Genomic DNA, 17,341 nt, shown 5'->3' on the forward strand with positions numbered 1-17,341 from the left:
AGGTTCTCGACCAAACCTCACGATAAAATATGATACTTCTCTCTATATTACCATCTATCATCTGATTGATTCTTCATTGATTTTCACCACTACATTCCCAACCTTTGTCCCTTGATCGACGTATCGGTGTGCCTCAACAATCTCATCTAGCGAATAAACCGAATCAATGACGGGTTGTAGCTCTCCTGCTTCAAACAGTTCGTTTAAGAACATCAAGTCCTCTTTTCGTTCGCTCGCCGGTCCCTGTCCCGCGACGGAACTGAACGTCCCGTTCTCTGCCACGTGTTTTTTGGCTAGTCGTTTATCAATTTTCCCCGAAGCGTCAAAGACGGCATCATACTTACCCAAATCACGGTCATATCCTTCTCTCGAATAGTCCACGACTACATCTGCCCCGAGCCGCTTCACGAGCTCGATGTTCCGTTCATGGCAGACCGCAGTCACATGAACGCCGTAGTGCTTCGCAATCTGGACGGCAGTCGAACCGACAGCACCCGCTCCACCATAAATGAGAACGTTCGTCGCTCGCTCGATACGTGCCTTCCGTAAAAAATGTAGTGCAGTCGTTCCACCAAATGGTAGCGCCGCTGCCTCGATAAAGCTGGCACGGGCGGGCATCTGAAACACACATTTCGATTCGTTCACGCATGCAAACTCCGCATAACCACCAAAACGCATCCCAGTAAGGGCATAGACGTTGTCTCCGACCTGAAAGTTTTTCACACTATTTCCTGTTTCTACGACGGTACCTGCCAACACGACACCTAGAATCGGTTGACGTGGCGCCTTAAACCCAACAACTAATCGCATCGGTAGTTTTCCTAATGCCGGAACGTCTAGTGCGCGGAGGCGTCGGTCTCCCGAGTGGACGGCCGATGCATGGACTTGAATCAGGATCTCATTGCTTTTCGGCTTCAGTTGATGCACTTCTTGAATGACGAGTACTTCCGGTGGCCCATACGCGGTACAAATCGCAGCTTTCATATCGATTCACTCCATTCATGAATTGTCACCTCAATCTGTTATACACGTTCCCTCAAACAAGACCGTTCAGTCCATTTGACATAGAAAAACCGGATCATATCATACGATATCATCCGGTTCCTTCCTTAATGACACAGTCGAATCAACGAGGGTGAACGGATTCGAAAGGGAAGCAGCTGCCGCTTCCGATTGTGCTAGACTTGCCTCGGTCACCACCGGTTCCTGACGTCTGAGCTTAAATGCTCGCTCGAGACGGCTCGTCAACAAGTTGAAAATAAAGATGAGCGCAGCAAGTGACATGGCCGGGACGAGAAATAGATGATTCGTCATCCATGTCATCGCAGTGAACTGTCTGAAATAATACCCGAACATCGAAGACCACTCATAGACGGTCGGCATGATCCCTTCATGTAACATGACCGTTCCTCCGAAGAAAATCCCAAACAGTGAGAGATGAATGAGCAACATGAGCGTCTGAACAAACTGTTGCATGAAGACGATCACGAGGGTTGGGACGAGATGCGGGAAAAGGTGCAATCTCACACGATGCCAGACACTGCCACCAAGCGTCTGAGCCACGATCATGAACTCTTGTTGAAGCAATTGTCGAATCTCTGTGATGAGGTATAACGTGACGGCCGGTAATCCGAGAACGACTAAGACGATTAGTTCAATCTTTACTCGATCCCATAATGGAGGCACCTGTGTCGAATCATAAAAGGTCAGTGTTCCTACTAACATCATCAATGCAATTAATGAAATCGGCAGAATCAAAAAGCCGTCCAATAGCGTTTTAAAGAATTGATTTAAGCGAGTTCCCCTGAAAGCAAGGGGAATGCCAATCAATAATCCGATGACCATCCGTCCGAATGCGACGAGCGCACAGATGCCAACGGTCCACTTAAATCCTTCCACGAGCATTTGGAATAAATCATATCCCGCATTGTCCGTCCCGAGCCATTGATATTTTGACGGTTCTAATGGTGGGATTCCGATGAGTCTCCCTTCATCAGAGTAGAGCATGAGGGTTTGATCTACGTTCCCATCACGAAACACGGTATTTCCAAAACTCATCAACAATAGACCCGCTACGATGACAAAGCAGAAGAGAAAAATTGGGTCACGCATTAATACTCGACGCATCAAATCCCTCCTTTCCATGCATTCGGAATAATCCATTCAATCAGTAAATCCAATAGAAAAATCGGGATATAGATGACGAATAAGATGACCAGTAAGATTTCCATTTGCGGGTTGTAGACGGCGAATCGGAATAACCCTTGAACGTTAAATAGATATTCGACAATCAAAAGTGTCGATAAGATGGTAATGATGTTCGAACGGAAAAAGAGGTAAAACCGATAGATGATATTCGGCAACAAGTGTTTCCAAAACAACCCTCTCGGTCGAATCCCTTTCGCTTGCGCGAGCTCGAGATACGGAATGGCTTCTTGTTCATGGATATGAATCGTCAACCATTTGATAAAGAAGAATAATGTCGTCAGCGTCAAAGTGACAAGCGGGAGAAACCGGATGTACTCTGCGAATCCTCCGGCCACTTCAATGCGATCGAATCCCGTCGATTTATGGATTGTAATCGCAAGAAATTGAGAAAAAATTAACCAGAATAAATCTGGTACCATCTCGAGCGTCTGACTCGTTTGGTGCAAGACGGTACGAACGCGTCTCCCGCTCCGATAATAGAAGTACGCATATATTAATCCTAGCGAGGTCGATACCGCGAGTGCCGTCGTAAAAATGATGACCGACTCTTTGACGAGGGGTCCAAGTGCCGGCAAGAGTGGCAAGTAACGTTGCGCGGTGATGTTGTAATATGTAATGTCCTCTAATTTCTGTAATTGGTCCATCTGTTGTTGAATGCCGTTCCAATAATTCGTCAGACTAAAATCCGTCTGAACGACGAGCGATGGTAGCGCACTGATTGCAATCAAGATGAAAAATGCGACAATCAGATGAACTGATTTTCGAGCAATATACGTCATAGTTCGATCTCCTTTTGAATGCCAATCTCTCAATCAAAAGTGTGAAAGGATGTCCGTTTGATTGTTCATTTTCTAAAGGGAATAATATCCAAAGACACTTTCCACTGATTCTAACATATTTATTATGCAAATAGAAACAATTTTCTGAAATTTATATGGGTTAATTTGTATGATACAATGTATAGATAGAAATATTTAGGGGGTTAAAGGATGTGGATTATTTTTGGATTGGCGGCGATTGGGGCAACGCTTATTAATTTGACCGTATTTATGATGGAGAAGGATTATAAGCTGCCGATGGCGATTGCCCTATCCTTAGTTGCTCTCACGTTATGCGCCGAATATAGCCTACTCAACATGTGGGTCGAAGCAAAAGACTGGGCTGCCATATCGGATGTCGTACCCGGTATGTCGCGTGCGCTGTGGTTCTTGACGATCGCGGCAATCTTTATGAATATCCTTCCGATCTTTTTAGAGAGAAAACGAAACAAGTTGAAGGAATCGAAATGATAAATAGTACGTTTGCCAAGTTCCACTCATTTGGTGCATGACAATGGATCATAAACTTTTTAAGATTCTCTCCAACCCTTTTGGTATATTCATTTTTGCCTTGATTTCACTGTCCTTTATATGGCAGGCAGTATCCCGTTTTTTGTCGACTCAGTATCTTTTCTTCGTAACCAATTTGGTCGGTGGACTTGCGTTTATCGTCATGATGTTACTTTTATGGCGTACATATAAGAAAAAGGACAGAAAAACGTGTTCGAAGCTATGAATTTAGCTTTGAACACGTTTTTGTTCGACCATGTCACGCAATCAATCATCTGAATGGGTTGAGTACAATAACTCACCGTCAAGTGTGCGCAACTCATAATCGATTCCTGATTGCATCTGCTTCGTCATCGTCGCACGACATGAAAATAGTTGTCCCGGACCATACGCAACATCCGGAATTTCCTTGAAGCCGTATGCCCGCTCGCCGAACCATAACGTCACGTTCGACGAACCCTTCGAGGACTGATCATTCACGACGTAACATTCTCCTGTCTCGACGATGTAATTCGTCGTCATACGGTCGTACGTCTCCATCCCGGCCATTCCAAGTACAACCACTGATGCAAAGATCGCGATAGCAGCTTGACCTAATTTCACACGATTGCGTGTCTTCCGCCAATCCCTCCAATAGATGACAAGAGAAGCGAGACACATTAATCCAATCAACCAATAGAATACAATTTCCAACAACCGAATCACCTCGTTTTACAATACGACTTTCTTCAAAAAAGGATTCGTATCCCCTCACAAAAAAACTCGACACATGTCGAGTTCAGGCTGTTGACGAACCAAATCGCATATGGCGATTTGGTTCGTCTTTTTTTATGTTCAACGAGCTTGAGGCGTTCTGCCCGACAAAAGATTGAAGAAATGTTATGTAGACGGTCCTTTCTGGCCAACAGGTTGGCCAGCTTCTTCATGTTTTGTGCGGTGGCTGCCACCAGATTGGCGCGTTGGACCTTCGCGGTCCCCCTGTAGAAGGTGAAACGGAGCCCGTGGAGCTCTTTCCCATCGGCGAACGAGCGCTCGACGGTCTGCGGCCGCAGTCGGTAGAGGGATTTCCCAGACGCGGACAGGCGGTTCTCGTTCACCTGCTCGCGGTAATGTTCATCGACGTGGCGTGTGATGTCCCTTCGGTGCGTCCGGCTGGACGTGCACTTCTCGAGGAGAGGGCAGTTCTGACAGATGGAGGGGTCGGAGACGTAATGGTGATAGCCGTGGCGGTCCGTCGTCTGATAGGTGAGGCGCTGTCGCGCCGGACAGAGATATGCATCTTCCTCGGGCAGGTACGTGTACCGGGTCTTGCGGAACATCCCTTTCTTCCCGCCGAAACGCCTCCGGGCGATGACCCCGAAGATGCCCCGTTCGACGAGCGCCTTCGCGATCCCGGTTGTGAAGTAGCCTGCATCGAGTGCGACCGCCTCGAGCGGGAAATGGAAACGTTCGAGGACATGGTCGAGCCGATTGAGATAGACGGTGCTGTCCGAGACGTTCCCGGGTGTGACGTGTACATCGACGATGAAATTGTGCTTGGCGTCGACCGTCCGATGCGCCAGCCAGAAAAAGCCTTCCGGCTTCTGGTCACGATACATGTATCCCGCATCCGGGTCGGTCCGGCTCATCTTGACGAGCCGGCGCTCCCTCTTCTCAGATGCCGGTTTCAGTTCTTTTTTCCGCGTTCGGCCCGTTCCTCGTTCACGCGGGTGAGAAGCTCGTCCTCGATCGCACCGACGACCCGTTCGACCTCTACCTTGTCGAATTTCTTCTTGTTCGCGTTCGCCCGGATGTGCGTGGAATCCGTGATCAGGATGCGTCCGGAGACGAGACCGTGAGATTCCGCCTGTCGGACGATGTCCTCGAAGATTTGTTGGAACACGTCGTTCCCCTGAAAGCGTCGGCGGTAGGCCTGGCTGATCGTCGAATGGTCGGGAACCTTCTCATCGATGCCGAGACCGAGGAACCAGCGATAGGCGAGGTTCGTCTGAACCTCCTTCACGGTCTGGCGCACGGAACGGATGTTGAACAGGGGTCCGAGTAGGATGATCTTGATGATGATCTCCGGATCGATGCCGGGCGTACCGGTGTTCGAATAGAGCGGGGCGCAGAGCCGGTGCACGATCGAGAAGTCGATGTGACGGTCGAGTCTCCGGACGAGATGATCCTGCGGGACCAGCTGGTCCAACGTGGTCTTCGACTGGATCGGTTCATGTCGTTTCTCAGAATGGGCGCGATACATATCGGGTTCCTCCTTTTGATGACGAGCGAACTTGGTGTTTACCTTCTTCTTTCCCCGTTTGTAAGGGTTCGAAGTATGTATCGGGCTTTTTCTTCGGCCATCGAGGCCTCAGAAAAAGAAAAATGGCCGCCAAAGGTGGCGACCATTCGTGTGACTCGTCCTACGGCGTCCCGACTCCTGCAGGAAAGCAATCCGACGGAGACCCAGCAGCGACCTGAGTCGCGATGCGGCTCCGGGATTGCCTGCGGAAAGCGTGGGCGCCGGAAGGACGAGTTCGAACATCTTATTTGTCAACAAGCTGAACTCGACACATGTCGAGTTTAAGGTAATTCATACTCCACTTTTCGCTTTTGCCAAGCGACAAGGAGGATGCTGATGATGACGAGTAGGAACCAGGACGACAGTTTACCCAAATCGACGATGGCCCAACCGTTCAACTGATCTGGATACGCCCAGCCGTTGTAAAAGGTGACAATATTTTCTGCCAGCCAGATGAAACAAGCAATCAAGAAAAACGATAGGACGACCGGCATCTCGAATCGACGGTCATCGAGTTTATACGAGACAATCGAACGGCCGAACGCCAAGAAGATGAGTGCGATCAACAGCCACCGTAGGTCTAGCCACACATGATGCCAAAAAAAGTTAAAGTAAATGGCAATCCCAAGTCCGAAGGCAACGATTGGGTTCGGCATCTTCGTGAATCGTAGATCGAGGCGACGCCATGCCTGGACGACGTAACTCCCGACACTCGCGTACATAAATCCCGCATAGAGCGGAACACCCCACACTTTCGTGAACGCCTCGTCCGGATAGCTCCATGACCCCATCTGCACCTTGAACAGTTCAAGTCCGAGACCGATGACATGGAACCAGCTGATGACCCTCACTTCTTCCATCGTCTCAAGTCCCGTCTTCACAAGGATCACTTGGACGAACAGACACCAGATGAGTAAGACATCATATCGCGGGAGCGGTAACTCCACAAATTTCGTGACGGCGAGCGCGCCAAAGATAGCGACCGGGAAGATACAACTAAGTGCCTGTTCGTAAGCAAAGATAAAGAGATAACGTATACGTCCCATCCGTTGCCCTACCTTTCGATGTATTCATATAAAAATGAGGACTCTCCGTCATAAAAACGTGGGTCAAAGACGCCGAGTCGTTCTTCGTTCGCCACGATGACGACGAACGGTGACCATTTGGTCAATGTGCGTGCCTCTTGATTCACTTCAAACAATGGCTCAAGACTCGTCTTTTCTGCACTCGTCAATTCGTATTGCAAGGTCGCTTCTTGATATATCGAATCTTGAAAGAGCGATACGTCCTCGTCAGTCTTCGTAATGACCGTGAACTGAGTCGGGATAAATGAAGCCGAGAGCGCCACTTCGTCATATTCCTTTGAATAAGACTGATATAAATAGGCGCCTTGTGCACTTTGAAGCGCGACATAAAGAACGAGGACAGCCCATGCATACCGATACGTCTTATAACGAACTTCCTGCTTCCGAGCGACGAGCCAGGCAACCAAGAAGATTCCCCAATAGACGAAATCGACAATCGGGATCACACCGAATGTGATCCTCACGTCAGAGATCGGTTCGAAGTAGCCCGTCCCCCATGCATTGAACAAGTCAGATGTGTTGTGTATGAAGACAGACAACAGTGCCCACCAAAAATAGCGAATGTCCGTCACGCGAAAGAGGAGGCGAACGAGTATGTAGATGAGCAAAGCAAAGAGTGGGACGAGAAAAATCGAGTGGGTGATGCCGCGATGCCACATCTGATACATCCCTTCTGTGTCCCATAGCCGAGAAATCACATCGCTGTCCGGGATTTGGCTCCCGACAAGTGTCGTGACGAACAAGGCTCGTTTTTCATGTTGTTGTAAATCCCGTTTATCGGCTGCACCATATAGCGTCAAACCGAATAACGTATGTGTAATCGTATCCACGTTCTACCTCCATAGCGAAAGAGACACCTCCCAGTCCTGGACGATGTCTCTTCTTATTAATTCTCTTTATCCATTTTCATGGCGCGCCTTGCGACGATCGTTACGAAAATGACAGCGACAATCGGAATGATCAATGGCATCCAATTCAACATCCGCCTGTCCCCCTTCATCTAGTGTCGCAAGCAGTATAGCACATCTGCTTACTCGATGGATGAATGAATGCTTGTATTTTCATAAGTAGTTGCCATCTTCTCAATCGTTGCTTTCATATGATCACGAAGCGTGAGCGGTTCGACCACTTCTACTTGTGACCCTAAAGAGAGCAACCAGTAAATGAATCCGTCAGATACGGCTGCGTCGAAACGGATGAGGAAGCGTTCTCCATGTTCGGACACGGAAACATCTTCTCCTAATTTGTCAAAGATGACCGGGAGTACGCGTTCGTCGACAGACAAGACGATTTGTTCATCAGATCCGTTGTACATATTGAATGACTTTTGATAGTAATCATCAGGCAGATGATGTTTCGGGCGAATGGTGCCGTCTTCCACGATCTCCGAGTTGACGATGCGGTCGACCCGATAGTTCCGCACCTCTCCGATTGATTCGTCGATTCCAATCAAGTAGTACTGCTCGTGATTCCAATGCAAGTCGATCGGATTGACGACATAACGTTCTCCGTCACGACGAAGTGGAAACGTTCGCTTCGTCACATCGAATCCGACGACGTCTGTATATTGGAACGAGATGGCTTTCCGTTCATGAATGGCTCGTTGGATACGATCGATATGGTAAGGAATGTGTCCGTGTTTTTTCTTCGGCGTCTTGATGATCGATTGTAGCGTCTTCGCTTCAGGGATACTCGTCAGCATTTGAAGTTTCTCTACAATTTCCTCGGTCACGTCTTCCGAGATAAATTTCGCTGCGACAATCGCATCGACCATCATCCGGAGTTCATGAATCTCAAATAAGCGGGCCGAATGCCAATACTTTTTAGCGAGACCATTCTTCTCCAATTCATCCTGCACTTCAAACCCCGAATTATTCAGTGCCTGGATATCGTCTTTCACCGATTTTTTTGCTAACTTAGAAGTATCTCCTATCGTTGACAAGTACTCGAGCAAATCTTCTAGTGTCTTTGGATTCGCTTCGTCCGTGTAACGTTCGAAGAAACGTCGAACTTCAAGTAACCGCTCTCGGTTATTCACGGTTCTATCCCCTTTCGTTTCTCTATCTAAATTATGTATAAACAGACATTATCATTTTATTTCCACGAAATAAAGGTATTTTCCATTACAAAACGTTTAAGGAGGCGCCATCTAAGTTGAAATATTATGCACACGTCGACGGCTCAAAAATCGAATATATAGACCGCGGTCACGGTCCCGTCATCGTACTGATCCATGGGACCCAATCCTCGAGTCTAGAACCATACCATGTGGACCAACTCGTTTTATCCGGTTTCCGGGTCATTGTCCCATCTAGACCCGGATATGGAGAAACACCATACTCTTTTTCAGCATCTCCTCAATTGTTTGCATCCCGACTCTCTCACTTGATGCAAATGCTAGATATTGATCGGTATCATGTATATGGCATCTCTGCCGGAGGACCGACCGCTATTGAGCTCGCTTCACAGAATCAGCGTGTACTCAGCTTGACACTCGCTGCCGCCGTAACGAGTGTCGTCGATTTTCCGTATCGGGACACGGTCAGTCGAAATATCGTCCAGCCGGCATTCATCGCCCTTCAATACATCATGAAACAGTTCATCGCTCGTGCCATTCAAAAACATCCATTCGAAGCGACGGCCCGTATGATTCAATCGACGAGTGTGTTGGCACTCGAGACGATTCGAGAAGAAGTGTCACCCTACGACATCTTCCTCCTCAAACGTGTCGCGAATCAGATGGCGTTTGGACTTGGCGCACAGTTCGATTTAAAACAACGAGTCTCAAGTGAGGTCTTACTCGGTGTCACCTGCCCGACCTACATCGTCCATTCAAAAAATGACAAGGCCGTCCCCGTTCGTCATGCGCATTACGCGAAGCGATTGATCCCGCATGCTCAGTTAACAATCTTGAACAGCCCAGGACACCTCATTTGGGTCGGACGACAAGCGAGAAAATCAGAGCGACAAATCGAACGGTTTATCCGATTCAACTCGTAAGCATCTCAAAAAGAGGTGCTTTTTTACGTATCTAACCCGAGGGCATCAATCAATTGATTCGTCGTATGTTCCGGTAGTCGCCAGACAACGTCCGTTCGCTCAAGATGCATGATGACACTCGGACGGTTCGGTTGTCCGAGCCACAGCTGATATCGTTCATGCTCGCCACCTTTAAATTGCAGCAAGAGATCAAAATCGGGTGCCACTTCAATCTCAATGCCTTCGATTTCTTCTGAACTACGTAGCATTTCCGCGAACACCCGCACCTGGCTCAATTCATGAAACTCTAACTTCACTTCTGGATTCATTATTCCGCGCACCGTCGACTCCGCCACCATCACGCGTTCAACTTCTTCATTCTCAATTTCTCCAATCGGATCTCCAAATGGTGCGGTAATCGTTCGAATCGCATCAACCCACTTCATCATTTTATTCATTCTCTCACCTCTCTCTTCTCTTCATCTATACGTAGATCTAATCGAAACGGTTTCAACATTTGGTAAAATTAAAAAGCCGAGCAAACGCTCAGCTTTTACATTCATTCAAATTTCCAACCGACTAAACTTGCCCCGTCTCCGACGTAGCGGACCCGTTTCTCGCCATCACTTGGGAAGACGCGAAGGGTTGCCACAGCGTCACCATCGTTGACGAAACATTCGACACTCGACGAGTCGACATACAGATGAAGGGACGTGACCTCAATCACTTTTGTCCGAGTCGTCCCAAACTCCGTCGCGAACGGTTCACCCGCGTTTGTCCGATCGATGGTCAATTCGCGTGTATCTTTTTCGTACCGAATCACGAGCGACTCATCTTCCGTCTTCAATAGTTCAAGTTTGAAGTCTTCTCCAGCCGTCGACAGTTCTAATTCAAAACGTTCGGGTGAGACCACGTCAAGCTGTGTCCCTGATTCGTTGACAAACTGGTCTTGTCGGAGTTGTTTCATTTCAGGGATTGGTCGTTGTTTCAATACGCCATCTTCAAGCGAGAGTTCTCGAGGAAGCGTCAACGCATGGGCCCAGCCGTACCGGTCTGTCGGATATTCAATCTCCGGTAGGCCCATCCAGCCGACTAGAATACGACGACCATCATGCTCCGTCGTTTGCGGGGCGTAAAAGTCGAACCCGAAGTCGAGCTCTTCAAACGACTCGTGCGTGAAGACGAGCGTCTCTAAATCGAGCGTACCTGTGACGTATCCAGATTGATAGATGTTGTGATAGCGATGACCCTCAGGCTCAATCCCTTGCGGAGAAAAAATGAGGACATGCCTTCCATTCAGTTCAAACACGTCAGGACATTCCCACATGTAACCGAACCGTTCGAGCCCCGCCTTCACTTCACCTAAAAACGTCCAATCATTCAAGTCGGTCGAACGATATAAGACGACACGACCTGTCTCATCTGTGCGCTGCGCCCCAACAATCGCATAATATGTGCCATCTGCTTCCCATACCTTTGGATCTCGGAAGTGTTCCGTGTAACCGGACGGAATATCTGGGATGGCCACGTTGCGCCGCTCGATCATCCCGTCACGTAAGACACCGATAATTTGCGAGGCGTGACGCGTCCAATCGTCCGTACGATGATTCCCCGTATACATGACGTGAAGGGTGTCGTTTACGACGAACCCACTTCCAGAATAGGCACCGTGGGAATCCTCTTTCGTTTCAGGGACTAACGCCACCCCGCGGTCGGTCCAATGGACGAGATTTTTCGAACTGACATGATACCAATGTTTGAGACCGTGAACTGGCCCGAGCGGGAACCATTGATAGAATAGATGGTACTCTCCATCGTAATATGCGAAGCCGTTCGGGTCATTGAGGAGGCCCGTCGGCGGCTGGATATGGTACCCAAACCGCCACGGGGATGCGGCCGTCTTTGCACGGAGCACCTCCATCTCGAGGGCGCTCACGTCACGGAGTGAACGATAACGTTCGGCCTTCGTCCAATTCATAGTGTCACTTCCTTTTTCGTTACGCGGCTTGTTTGACCGCTTCTTTTTTTGCTTGTCGTTTCGCGAGGATGAATGTCAATCCGAATGTCACGGCGAAGGCGATGGCCATGCCAATGATATACGAGATGATCGAACCCGGTGCGATTGAAATAATACCTGGTAATCCGGCAGCACCGAGCGCTACTGCCAATACGTCGTTTCCAACGATGAACGCAGACGCAACGGCTGAACCGACGATGGCTGCGATGAACGGATAACGAAGTTTTAAGTTGACCCCGAACATGGCAGGCTCTGTGATTCCAAGTAGTGCAGAGATTCCTGATGCTGAGGCGACACCTTTCATCTTCTTATCAGCAGTTAAGAAGAAGACGGCAAGGGTAGCCGCCCCTTGTGCGACGTTCGACATCGCAGCGATTGGGAAGATGAACGATCCACCTGTTTCGGCGATATCGGCGAGAAGCTGTGTCTCAATCGCGATGAAGCTATGGTGCATCCCCGTAATAACGATCGGGGCGTAGAGAAGACCCATGATCAAGCCACCGACGAATCCGAGTGAATCATACGTCCATACCAACCCATCAATGATTAAGTTCCCTGCTTCGCGTGTAATCGGACCCACGAAGGCGAACGTGATGAACGCAGTGAAGAGGAGTGAAAGTAATGGCGTAAGCAAGATATCAAGTGATGCCGGCATAAACTTCCGAATGTTAATTTCAAGCTTCGATAAAATATACGTCGAGACGAGGACTGGTAAGACTTGTCCTTGGTATCCTAACTTCTCAATCTCGAGTCCGAAAATGTTCCAAACCGGAATCTCTTCAACACTTGCCTGAGCGTATGCATTGATCAAGTCCGGGTGAACCATGATCATCCCGAGCGCTGCACCTAGGTACGGGTTACCACCGAACCGTTTGGCTGCGGAGAACCCTATGAGTACAGGAAGGAAGACGAAGGCGGCGTTTGCGAACGTATTGATCATCGCTGCGAGGTCGGCCATGCCTGGATACTGGTCAATCAACGAACGACCATCAAAGAACAAATCCGGTGCCGTCAATAAGTTGTTGATCCCCATCAAGAGACCACCGGCGACGATGGCCGGGATGATTGGAACGAAGATATCCGATAACATTTTGACGAACTGTTGGAGCGGGTTCATTTTTTTCGCTCCGGCTGACTTCACGTCTGTCGTCGACATGTCTCCAAGACCAGTCAATTGTGAAAATTCCGCATAGACCTTGTTGACCGTACCTTGTCCGATGATGATTTGGTATTGTCCGCCTGTAGAGAATGTTCCCTTAACCACATCAAGTTGTTCGAGTGCTTTCTCATCGACCTTCGACTCATCGTTCAATACGAGTCGAAGGCGAGTCGCACAGTGCGCGGCTGCCGCAACGTTTTCTTTCCCACCAATCGCCTCTAGGATCGATGCTGCTTCTTTTTTGTAATCCATCTTCATTTCCCTCCTAACGTTTCATTCACAAGTTGTCGTGATGGAATGGCTGGAATTGCGCCATAAGCTGTACATGTCAATGCACCCGTTACGTTCGCATATTCAATGTCGGAACGTAAGCGCTCCGGGTCAAACCCGAGTGTTGACAACCGATATAAGTAAGCTCCGACGAACGCATCTCCCGCTCCCGTCGAATCGATACTGTCGATTGAGATTGAAGGAACGATTTCATGATGCGTGCTTGTCGCAATCAACGTCCCACGAGACCCTAGTGTAATGGCAATCTGTTTTGCACCTAATTCAAGCAGTGCACGAACAGCGTCTTCTAGTTGTTCTTCTCCGGTTAACAAGTGCGCTTCTTCTTCGCTCAATTTAATGAAGTCCGATTCCGCGATGAAGTGTCTCGCATCTTGTTTAAATTGCTCGAGATCCGTGATCAATGCATCCCGATAGTTCGGGTCGAACGAGATAAACAAGCCATCCCGCTTTGAAAATTGCAATAACTTAAAGTACGCGTCTTTCAATTTCCCATCAAGTAGTGCTGTCGCCGAGCCGAAATGAATGATGTCTCCTGACTCGATCACCGATAAGTCGATCGACTCGAAGGCATACTCCCCGTCACTTCCGCGACGGAATGTGAAGTCCCGCTCTCCGTCCTCTTGAATCGATACGAATGCGAATGTCGTATCTCCAGACTCCACAAGGTTTTCTGTTCGGACGCCGTTCTCGACCAACGTCTGTTTCAAGAAGAGACCAAACGGGTCATCTCCAACCTGTCCGAGGAAACTGGATTGTCCCCCGTGCTTACTGACGACTGCCGCGACATTCGCAGGTGCGCCTCCCGCCTTCTTGACGAACGTCGTCCCGTTCACGAGATCGCTAGACGCATCCTCGCATACCCAGTCAATCAACAATTCGCCGATACAATGTACGGTGTTCATATCGTCCACCTCCAAAAATCATATGAGTTCTTTATACGATTGGTACCGGTTCCATTTTGGAATAAAAAAGTTGCGGAACCGGTTCCGCAACACAAATGTAAACGATTTAATTCAACTTGTCAACGCTTTCGCGCACTTTTAATTCAAAAATTGTGAACGTTTTCATTGGGACGTGTTCACCGTGTAAGAGCTGTAGCATCATGTCAGCTGCTTTCGCCCCAGTTCGGCGATAAGGTAGGTGCACCGTCGTGATGGATGGATGCAGGACTTCCGTGAAATCATATCCTCCGAATCCACTGACAGATACATCTCTTGGGACAGAGACCCCTTGATTCGCTAATCCTTTCAAGACGCCTAAGGCAATGTTGTCGGTCGCACAGACGATCAAGGAAACAGCGCCGACCTCATCCGCCAACTGTTCACCAATTGGAATGGCGTCCTCAATCTTAAACGTCGTTTGAATGATGTTGACATTTGCCTCCGACTCTTGAAACGCCCGCAAAAATCCGTCACGGCGTGCTTGACCGACCGCGATATCCGATTCATACACCCCGACATAGACCACGTTTCGATGCCCCCACTCCGTGAACTGTTTACCAAGCGCATAGGCCGCATCATAGTCAGGATAGACGAGACTATGGACATTGTCATGTTGTTGACCGATCAACAAGACCGGAATTTGAATCGCCTCAATCGCCTCAAGATGACGTTCCGTGACCGTCGTCCCAAGCCAGATGATTCCGGCGACTTTTTGTTTCGCCAAATTATATAGCTGTTCGATTTCTCGTTCCGTCTGTTGCGCTGTATTGACGACGAGCATTTGATATCCTCGTTCCGTGAGCTGTTCATCAATCCCCATCATCGTCCGTGAGGCGGCATAAGAATCGAGCCGTGGAACGATGACCCCAATCATCTTCGTCTGCTTCGACTTGAGACTTTGCGCGAACTGATTCGGCTCATAATTCGTATCTCGAATGACCCGGTCGAGTTTTTCCCTTGTTGCCTTCCCGACCGACCCACCGTTCAGATAGCGTGAGACCGTACTTTTTGCGACCCCAGCGAGCTCGGCAATGTCTTTAATGGTGACTTGCTTCATCCTTACCCCTCCATATGAAAAAAGCTGACGTGCGCGACGCCGTCAGCTTAATGGTTTACTACATATCGTTTCTTGAAATTTAAATAATAAAGACCGTTTCGCTTTTCGAACCCGTTCTGAACGAGCACTTGATGCATCTCTTGTTGATGTGGGCTCGTCGGCGGGATGCCAGCCCGGACCGTTTGTCCATCCATCAAATTGGAGTCCAATAAGGCAAGTCGCAAACCTTCCGTCGCATATCCTTTGTTTTTATATGCATCGAACACCATCAAGTCGAGTTGATACACGCGGGCAAGCTTGAGTAACAAGACTTTACCGACCAGTTTGTCATCGACCATCAAGTCGTAATAGAAGTCCTCTCCATAACTATGCTCTTCTGCGTGATAAAGTTGCTCGGACCCCATTTCTTCGAGGATTCCTTTCAACTCTTCAGCAGAAACGCCATATGAGTTTTCTCCATACTTCTGAAAATGTTCATATTCAATCTCATCAATCTGGCGAATAGGTTGACGCACGATGTTCATCCCGTGCCCTCCTTAACTAGTAGTTCAATATCTGTCTGCGCTTATTATAAACGAATCCCTTCATGAAGCGCAAAAGATAACCGAACGTCAAATCGGTTCGATATGAATATGCACCGAGTCGACCGCATGCTGTTCATCTAATTTCCGTTCGATGTCATCACATAATTCATGGGCCGCGTCCACGGTCAAATCGCCATCGACTGCAATCGTCACGTCGAGCATCACGTGATTCCCTAGATGACGCCCTTTGATTTCCCGAACTTCTTTCACCCGTTCAAATTGTTCAATCGTCTCCTCATAGGACTCGACGAGGTGCGGAGGGAACCCGTCAGAAAGCTGATGGGTGGCATCTAAAAAGATTTGGATCGCTGTCCGGATGATCATGCCGGCAATCACAATTGCCAAGACCGTGTCCATCCAGGGCAATTGGAAATAAGCAAATAGCACACCAAGCGTGGCTCCGACTGAAATCATCGCATCGGCCAAATTGTCTTTCGCTGCCGCCTTAAGTGCCAATGACTTTGTCTTCTTCGAGAGGTTCAAGTTGAACCGATACACCCCGAACATGACGAGCGCACTGACGAAGGCGACGACCGCCGCCAACGGGTTCGGCTCTGTATACTCGCCCCCGATTAAATTCGACAGACTGTTAAAGAAGACGAAAATACCGACCGCAATCATAATCAATGAAGCGATGAGTGCAGAGATTGTCTCCATCTTCGCATGACCATATTTATGCTCGGCATCCCGAGGCAATGCCGCAACCCGAATGCCGATATAGACGGCGACCGATGCGATAATATCCGTCGTATTGTTGAATCCATCGGCTAGGACCGCCTCAGATTCATATAAGTATCCGAAGAATACCTTTAGTATAGATAAGATCAAATATGCCATAATCGACACAATCGCTCCTTTGAGCGCTTTTGGTGGATGATTTGTTGTTTCCATCCGCCCACCTCCTTAATTAGCTCAGTTAGTATAGCAGGTGAACTTCGTGTGGGGATAGAGAAACAATGTTTCTTATAGCCAAAATAAATGGAATATATTCCCGGTAGTTTCGTTTAACAAATTTTATGGTAAAGTAAACAGGAAGAGACCTTAGGGTTAAACCGCAAAAAGAGGTGAAACAGATGTTTACAGAACGTGATGGGATCAAATTACGATTGGAACAAATTGACAGATTGTTAATCGATTTGAATCGCGAGGCAAAGCAATTGATGGCACGTCTCCGCGAATTAGATGCTTCTGGTGAAAATCCGCACGAAGTATCTTTGAAACCTGAAGAACGCGATACGTTGAAATCGTCAATCGATGAAACGCTTGAAGCGCTACAAAGCCGTTCAAAACGTCCGATGAACGTGAACGACGAGAAGAAGAAAGAACTCGCTTCTCATAAAGCACTCATCGATGAATTATCAGACTTACTCAGCAAGAAAAAATGAGACGCACCTGCGTCTCATTTTTTATG

17 protein-coding genes and 1 pseudogene are annotated in these 17,341 nt (G+C 48.4%); 3 read left to right on the plus strand and 15 right to left on the minus strand.

Annotation, left to right across the window (positions count from 1 at the left end):
• Nucleotides 1-57: 57 nt before the first annotated feature.
• The 3 genes from KD909_RS07645 to KD909_RS07655 form a co-directional block, all read right to left on the minus strand.
• Nucleotides 58-984, minus strand: a complete 927-nt coding sequence (locus KD909_RS07645) for an NAD(P)-dependent alcohol dehydrogenase (RefSeq protein WP_211781229.1) — start codon at nt 982-984, stop codon at nt 58-60.
• 99 nt (nt 985-1,083) lie between these two features.
• Nucleotides 1,084-2,127, minus strand: coding sequence for an ABC transporter permease (locus KD909_RS07650; protein ID WP_211781230.1), 1,044 nt, complete (start codon nt 2,125-2,127; stop codon nt 1,084-1,086).
• Nucleotides 2,127-2,987 (minus strand): ABC transporter permease subunit, encoded by an 861-nt coding sequence (locus KD909_RS07655; RefSeq protein ID WP_211781231.1) that lies wholly within the window; start codon nt 2,985-2,987, stop codon nt 2,127-2,129. Before KD909_RS07655 ends, KD909_RS07650 begins: the two co-directional genes overlap by 1 nt.
• A 210-nt stretch (nt 2,988-3,197) precedes the next feature.
• Between KD909_RS07655 and KD909_RS07660 the strand changes: the two genes are divergently transcribed.
• Nucleotides 3,198-3,497: a hypothetical protein gene (locus tag KD909_RS07660; RefSeq protein ID WP_211781232.1), complete on the plus strand. Its 300-nt coding sequence runs from the start codon at nt 3,198-3,200 to the stop codon at nt 3,495-3,497.
• 306 nt (nt 3,498-3,803) lie between these two features.
• On the opposite strand, the gene KD909_RS07665 is transcribed toward KD909_RS07660, so the two are convergent.
• From KD909_RS07665 to KD909_RS07685, 5 genes and pseudogenes are all read right to left on the minus strand, one after another.
• A complete protein-coding gene (locus KD909_RS07665) occupies nt 3,804-4,229 on the minus strand; it encodes a hypothetical protein (RefSeq protein ID WP_211781233.1) in 426 nt (141 codons plus the stop codon).
• Between the two features lie 203 nt (nt 4,230-4,432).
• Nucleotides 4,433-5,778, minus strand: a pseudogene (locus tag KD909_RS07670) (IS1182 family transposase); the annotation flags it as partial.
• Between the two features lie 320 nt (nt 5,779-6,098).
• Complete coding sequence (locus KD909_RS07675) at nt 6,099-6,863, minus strand: DUF817 domain-containing protein (protein ID WP_211781234.1); 765 nt, start codon at nt 6,861-6,863, stop codon at nt 6,099-6,101.
• Nucleotides 6,864-6,871: 8 nt separating this feature from the next.
• Nucleotides 6,872-7,732, minus strand: a complete 861-nt coding sequence (locus KD909_RS07680) for a metal-dependent hydrolase (protein ID WP_211781235.1) — start codon at nt 7,730-7,732, stop codon at nt 6,872-6,874.
• Nucleotides 7,733-7,932: 200 nt separating this feature from the next.
• On the minus strand, nt 7,933-8,940 hold the full coding sequence (locus tag KD909_RS07685) for a helix-turn-helix transcriptional regulator (protein WP_196430681.1): 1,008 nt from the start codon (nt 8,938-8,940) through the stop codon (nt 7,933-7,935).
• A 116-nt stretch (nt 8,941-9,056) separates the two neighbouring features.
• Between KD909_RS07685 and KD909_RS07690 the strand changes: the two genes are divergently transcribed.
• Nucleotides 9,057-9,902: an alpha/beta fold hydrolase gene (locus KD909_RS07690; protein WP_211781236.1), complete on the plus strand. Its 846-nt coding sequence runs from the start codon at nt 9,057-9,059 to the stop codon at nt 9,900-9,902.
• 23 nt (nt 9,903-9,925) lie between these two features.
• On the opposite strand, the gene KD909_RS07695 is transcribed toward KD909_RS07690, so the two are convergent.
• From KD909_RS07695 to KD909_RS07725, 7 genes are all read right to left on the minus strand, one after another.
• The gene (locus KD909_RS07695) at nt 9,926-10,339 is read right to left on the minus strand and encodes a YhfM domain-containing protein (protein ID WP_211781237.1); all 414 of its coding nucleotides are present in this window, start codon (nt 10,337-10,339) and stop codon (nt 9,926-9,928) included.
• Between the two features lie 101 nt (nt 10,340-10,440).
• Nucleotides 10,441-11,859: a glycoside hydrolase family 32 protein gene (locus KD909_RS07700; protein WP_211781238.1), complete on the minus strand. Its 1,419-nt coding sequence runs from the start codon at nt 11,857-11,859 to the stop codon at nt 10,441-10,443.
• Nucleotides 11,860-11,878: 19 nt separating this feature from the next.
• A complete protein-coding gene (locus tag KD909_RS07705) occupies nt 11,879-13,309 on the minus strand; it encodes a sucrose-specific PTS transporter subunit IIBC (protein WP_078146864.1) in 1,431 nt (476 codons plus the stop codon).
• Between the two features lie 2 nt (nt 13,310-13,311).
• Nucleotides 13,312-14,250: a carbohydrate kinase family protein gene (locus KD909_RS07710; protein WP_211781239.1), complete on the minus strand. Its 939-nt coding sequence runs from the start codon at nt 14,248-14,250 to the stop codon at nt 13,312-13,314.
• Nucleotides 14,251-14,356: 106 nt separating this feature from the next.
• Complete coding sequence (locus KD909_RS07715; protein ID WP_211781240.1) at nt 14,357-15,346, minus strand: LacI family DNA-binding transcriptional regulator; 990 nt, start codon at nt 15,344-15,346, stop codon at nt 14,357-14,359.
• 47 nt (nt 15,347-15,393) lie between these two features.
• Nucleotides 15,394-15,870 carry an N-acetyltransferase gene (locus KD909_RS07720; RefSeq protein ID WP_211781241.1) on the minus strand — a complete coding sequence of 159 codons (477 nt, stop codon included), beginning with the start codon at nt 15,868-15,870 and terminating at the stop codon, nt 15,394-15,396.
• A gap of 87 nt (nt 15,871-15,957) precedes the next feature.
• Entirely contained in the window at nt 15,958-16,821 is an 864-nt protein-coding gene (locus KD909_RS07725; RefSeq protein WP_211781242.1) for a cation diffusion facilitator family transporter, read from the minus strand.
• Nucleotides 16,822-17,003: 182 nt separating this feature from the next.
• On the opposite strand from KD909_RS07725, the gene KD909_RS07730 reads away from it, so the two are divergent.
• Nucleotides 17,004-17,315 (plus strand): hypothetical protein, encoded by a 312-nt coding sequence (locus KD909_RS07730; RefSeq protein ID WP_012726238.1) that lies wholly within the window; start codon nt 17,004-17,006, stop codon nt 17,313-17,315.
• Nucleotides 17,316-17,341: the final 26 nt, after the last annotated feature.

Origin of the sequence: Exiguobacterium sp. PFWT01 (genome assembly GCF_018255795.1) — a bacterium.
Taxonomy (GTDB): domain Bacteria; phylum Bacillota; class Bacilli; order Exiguobacteriales; family Exiguobacteriaceae; genus Exiguobacterium.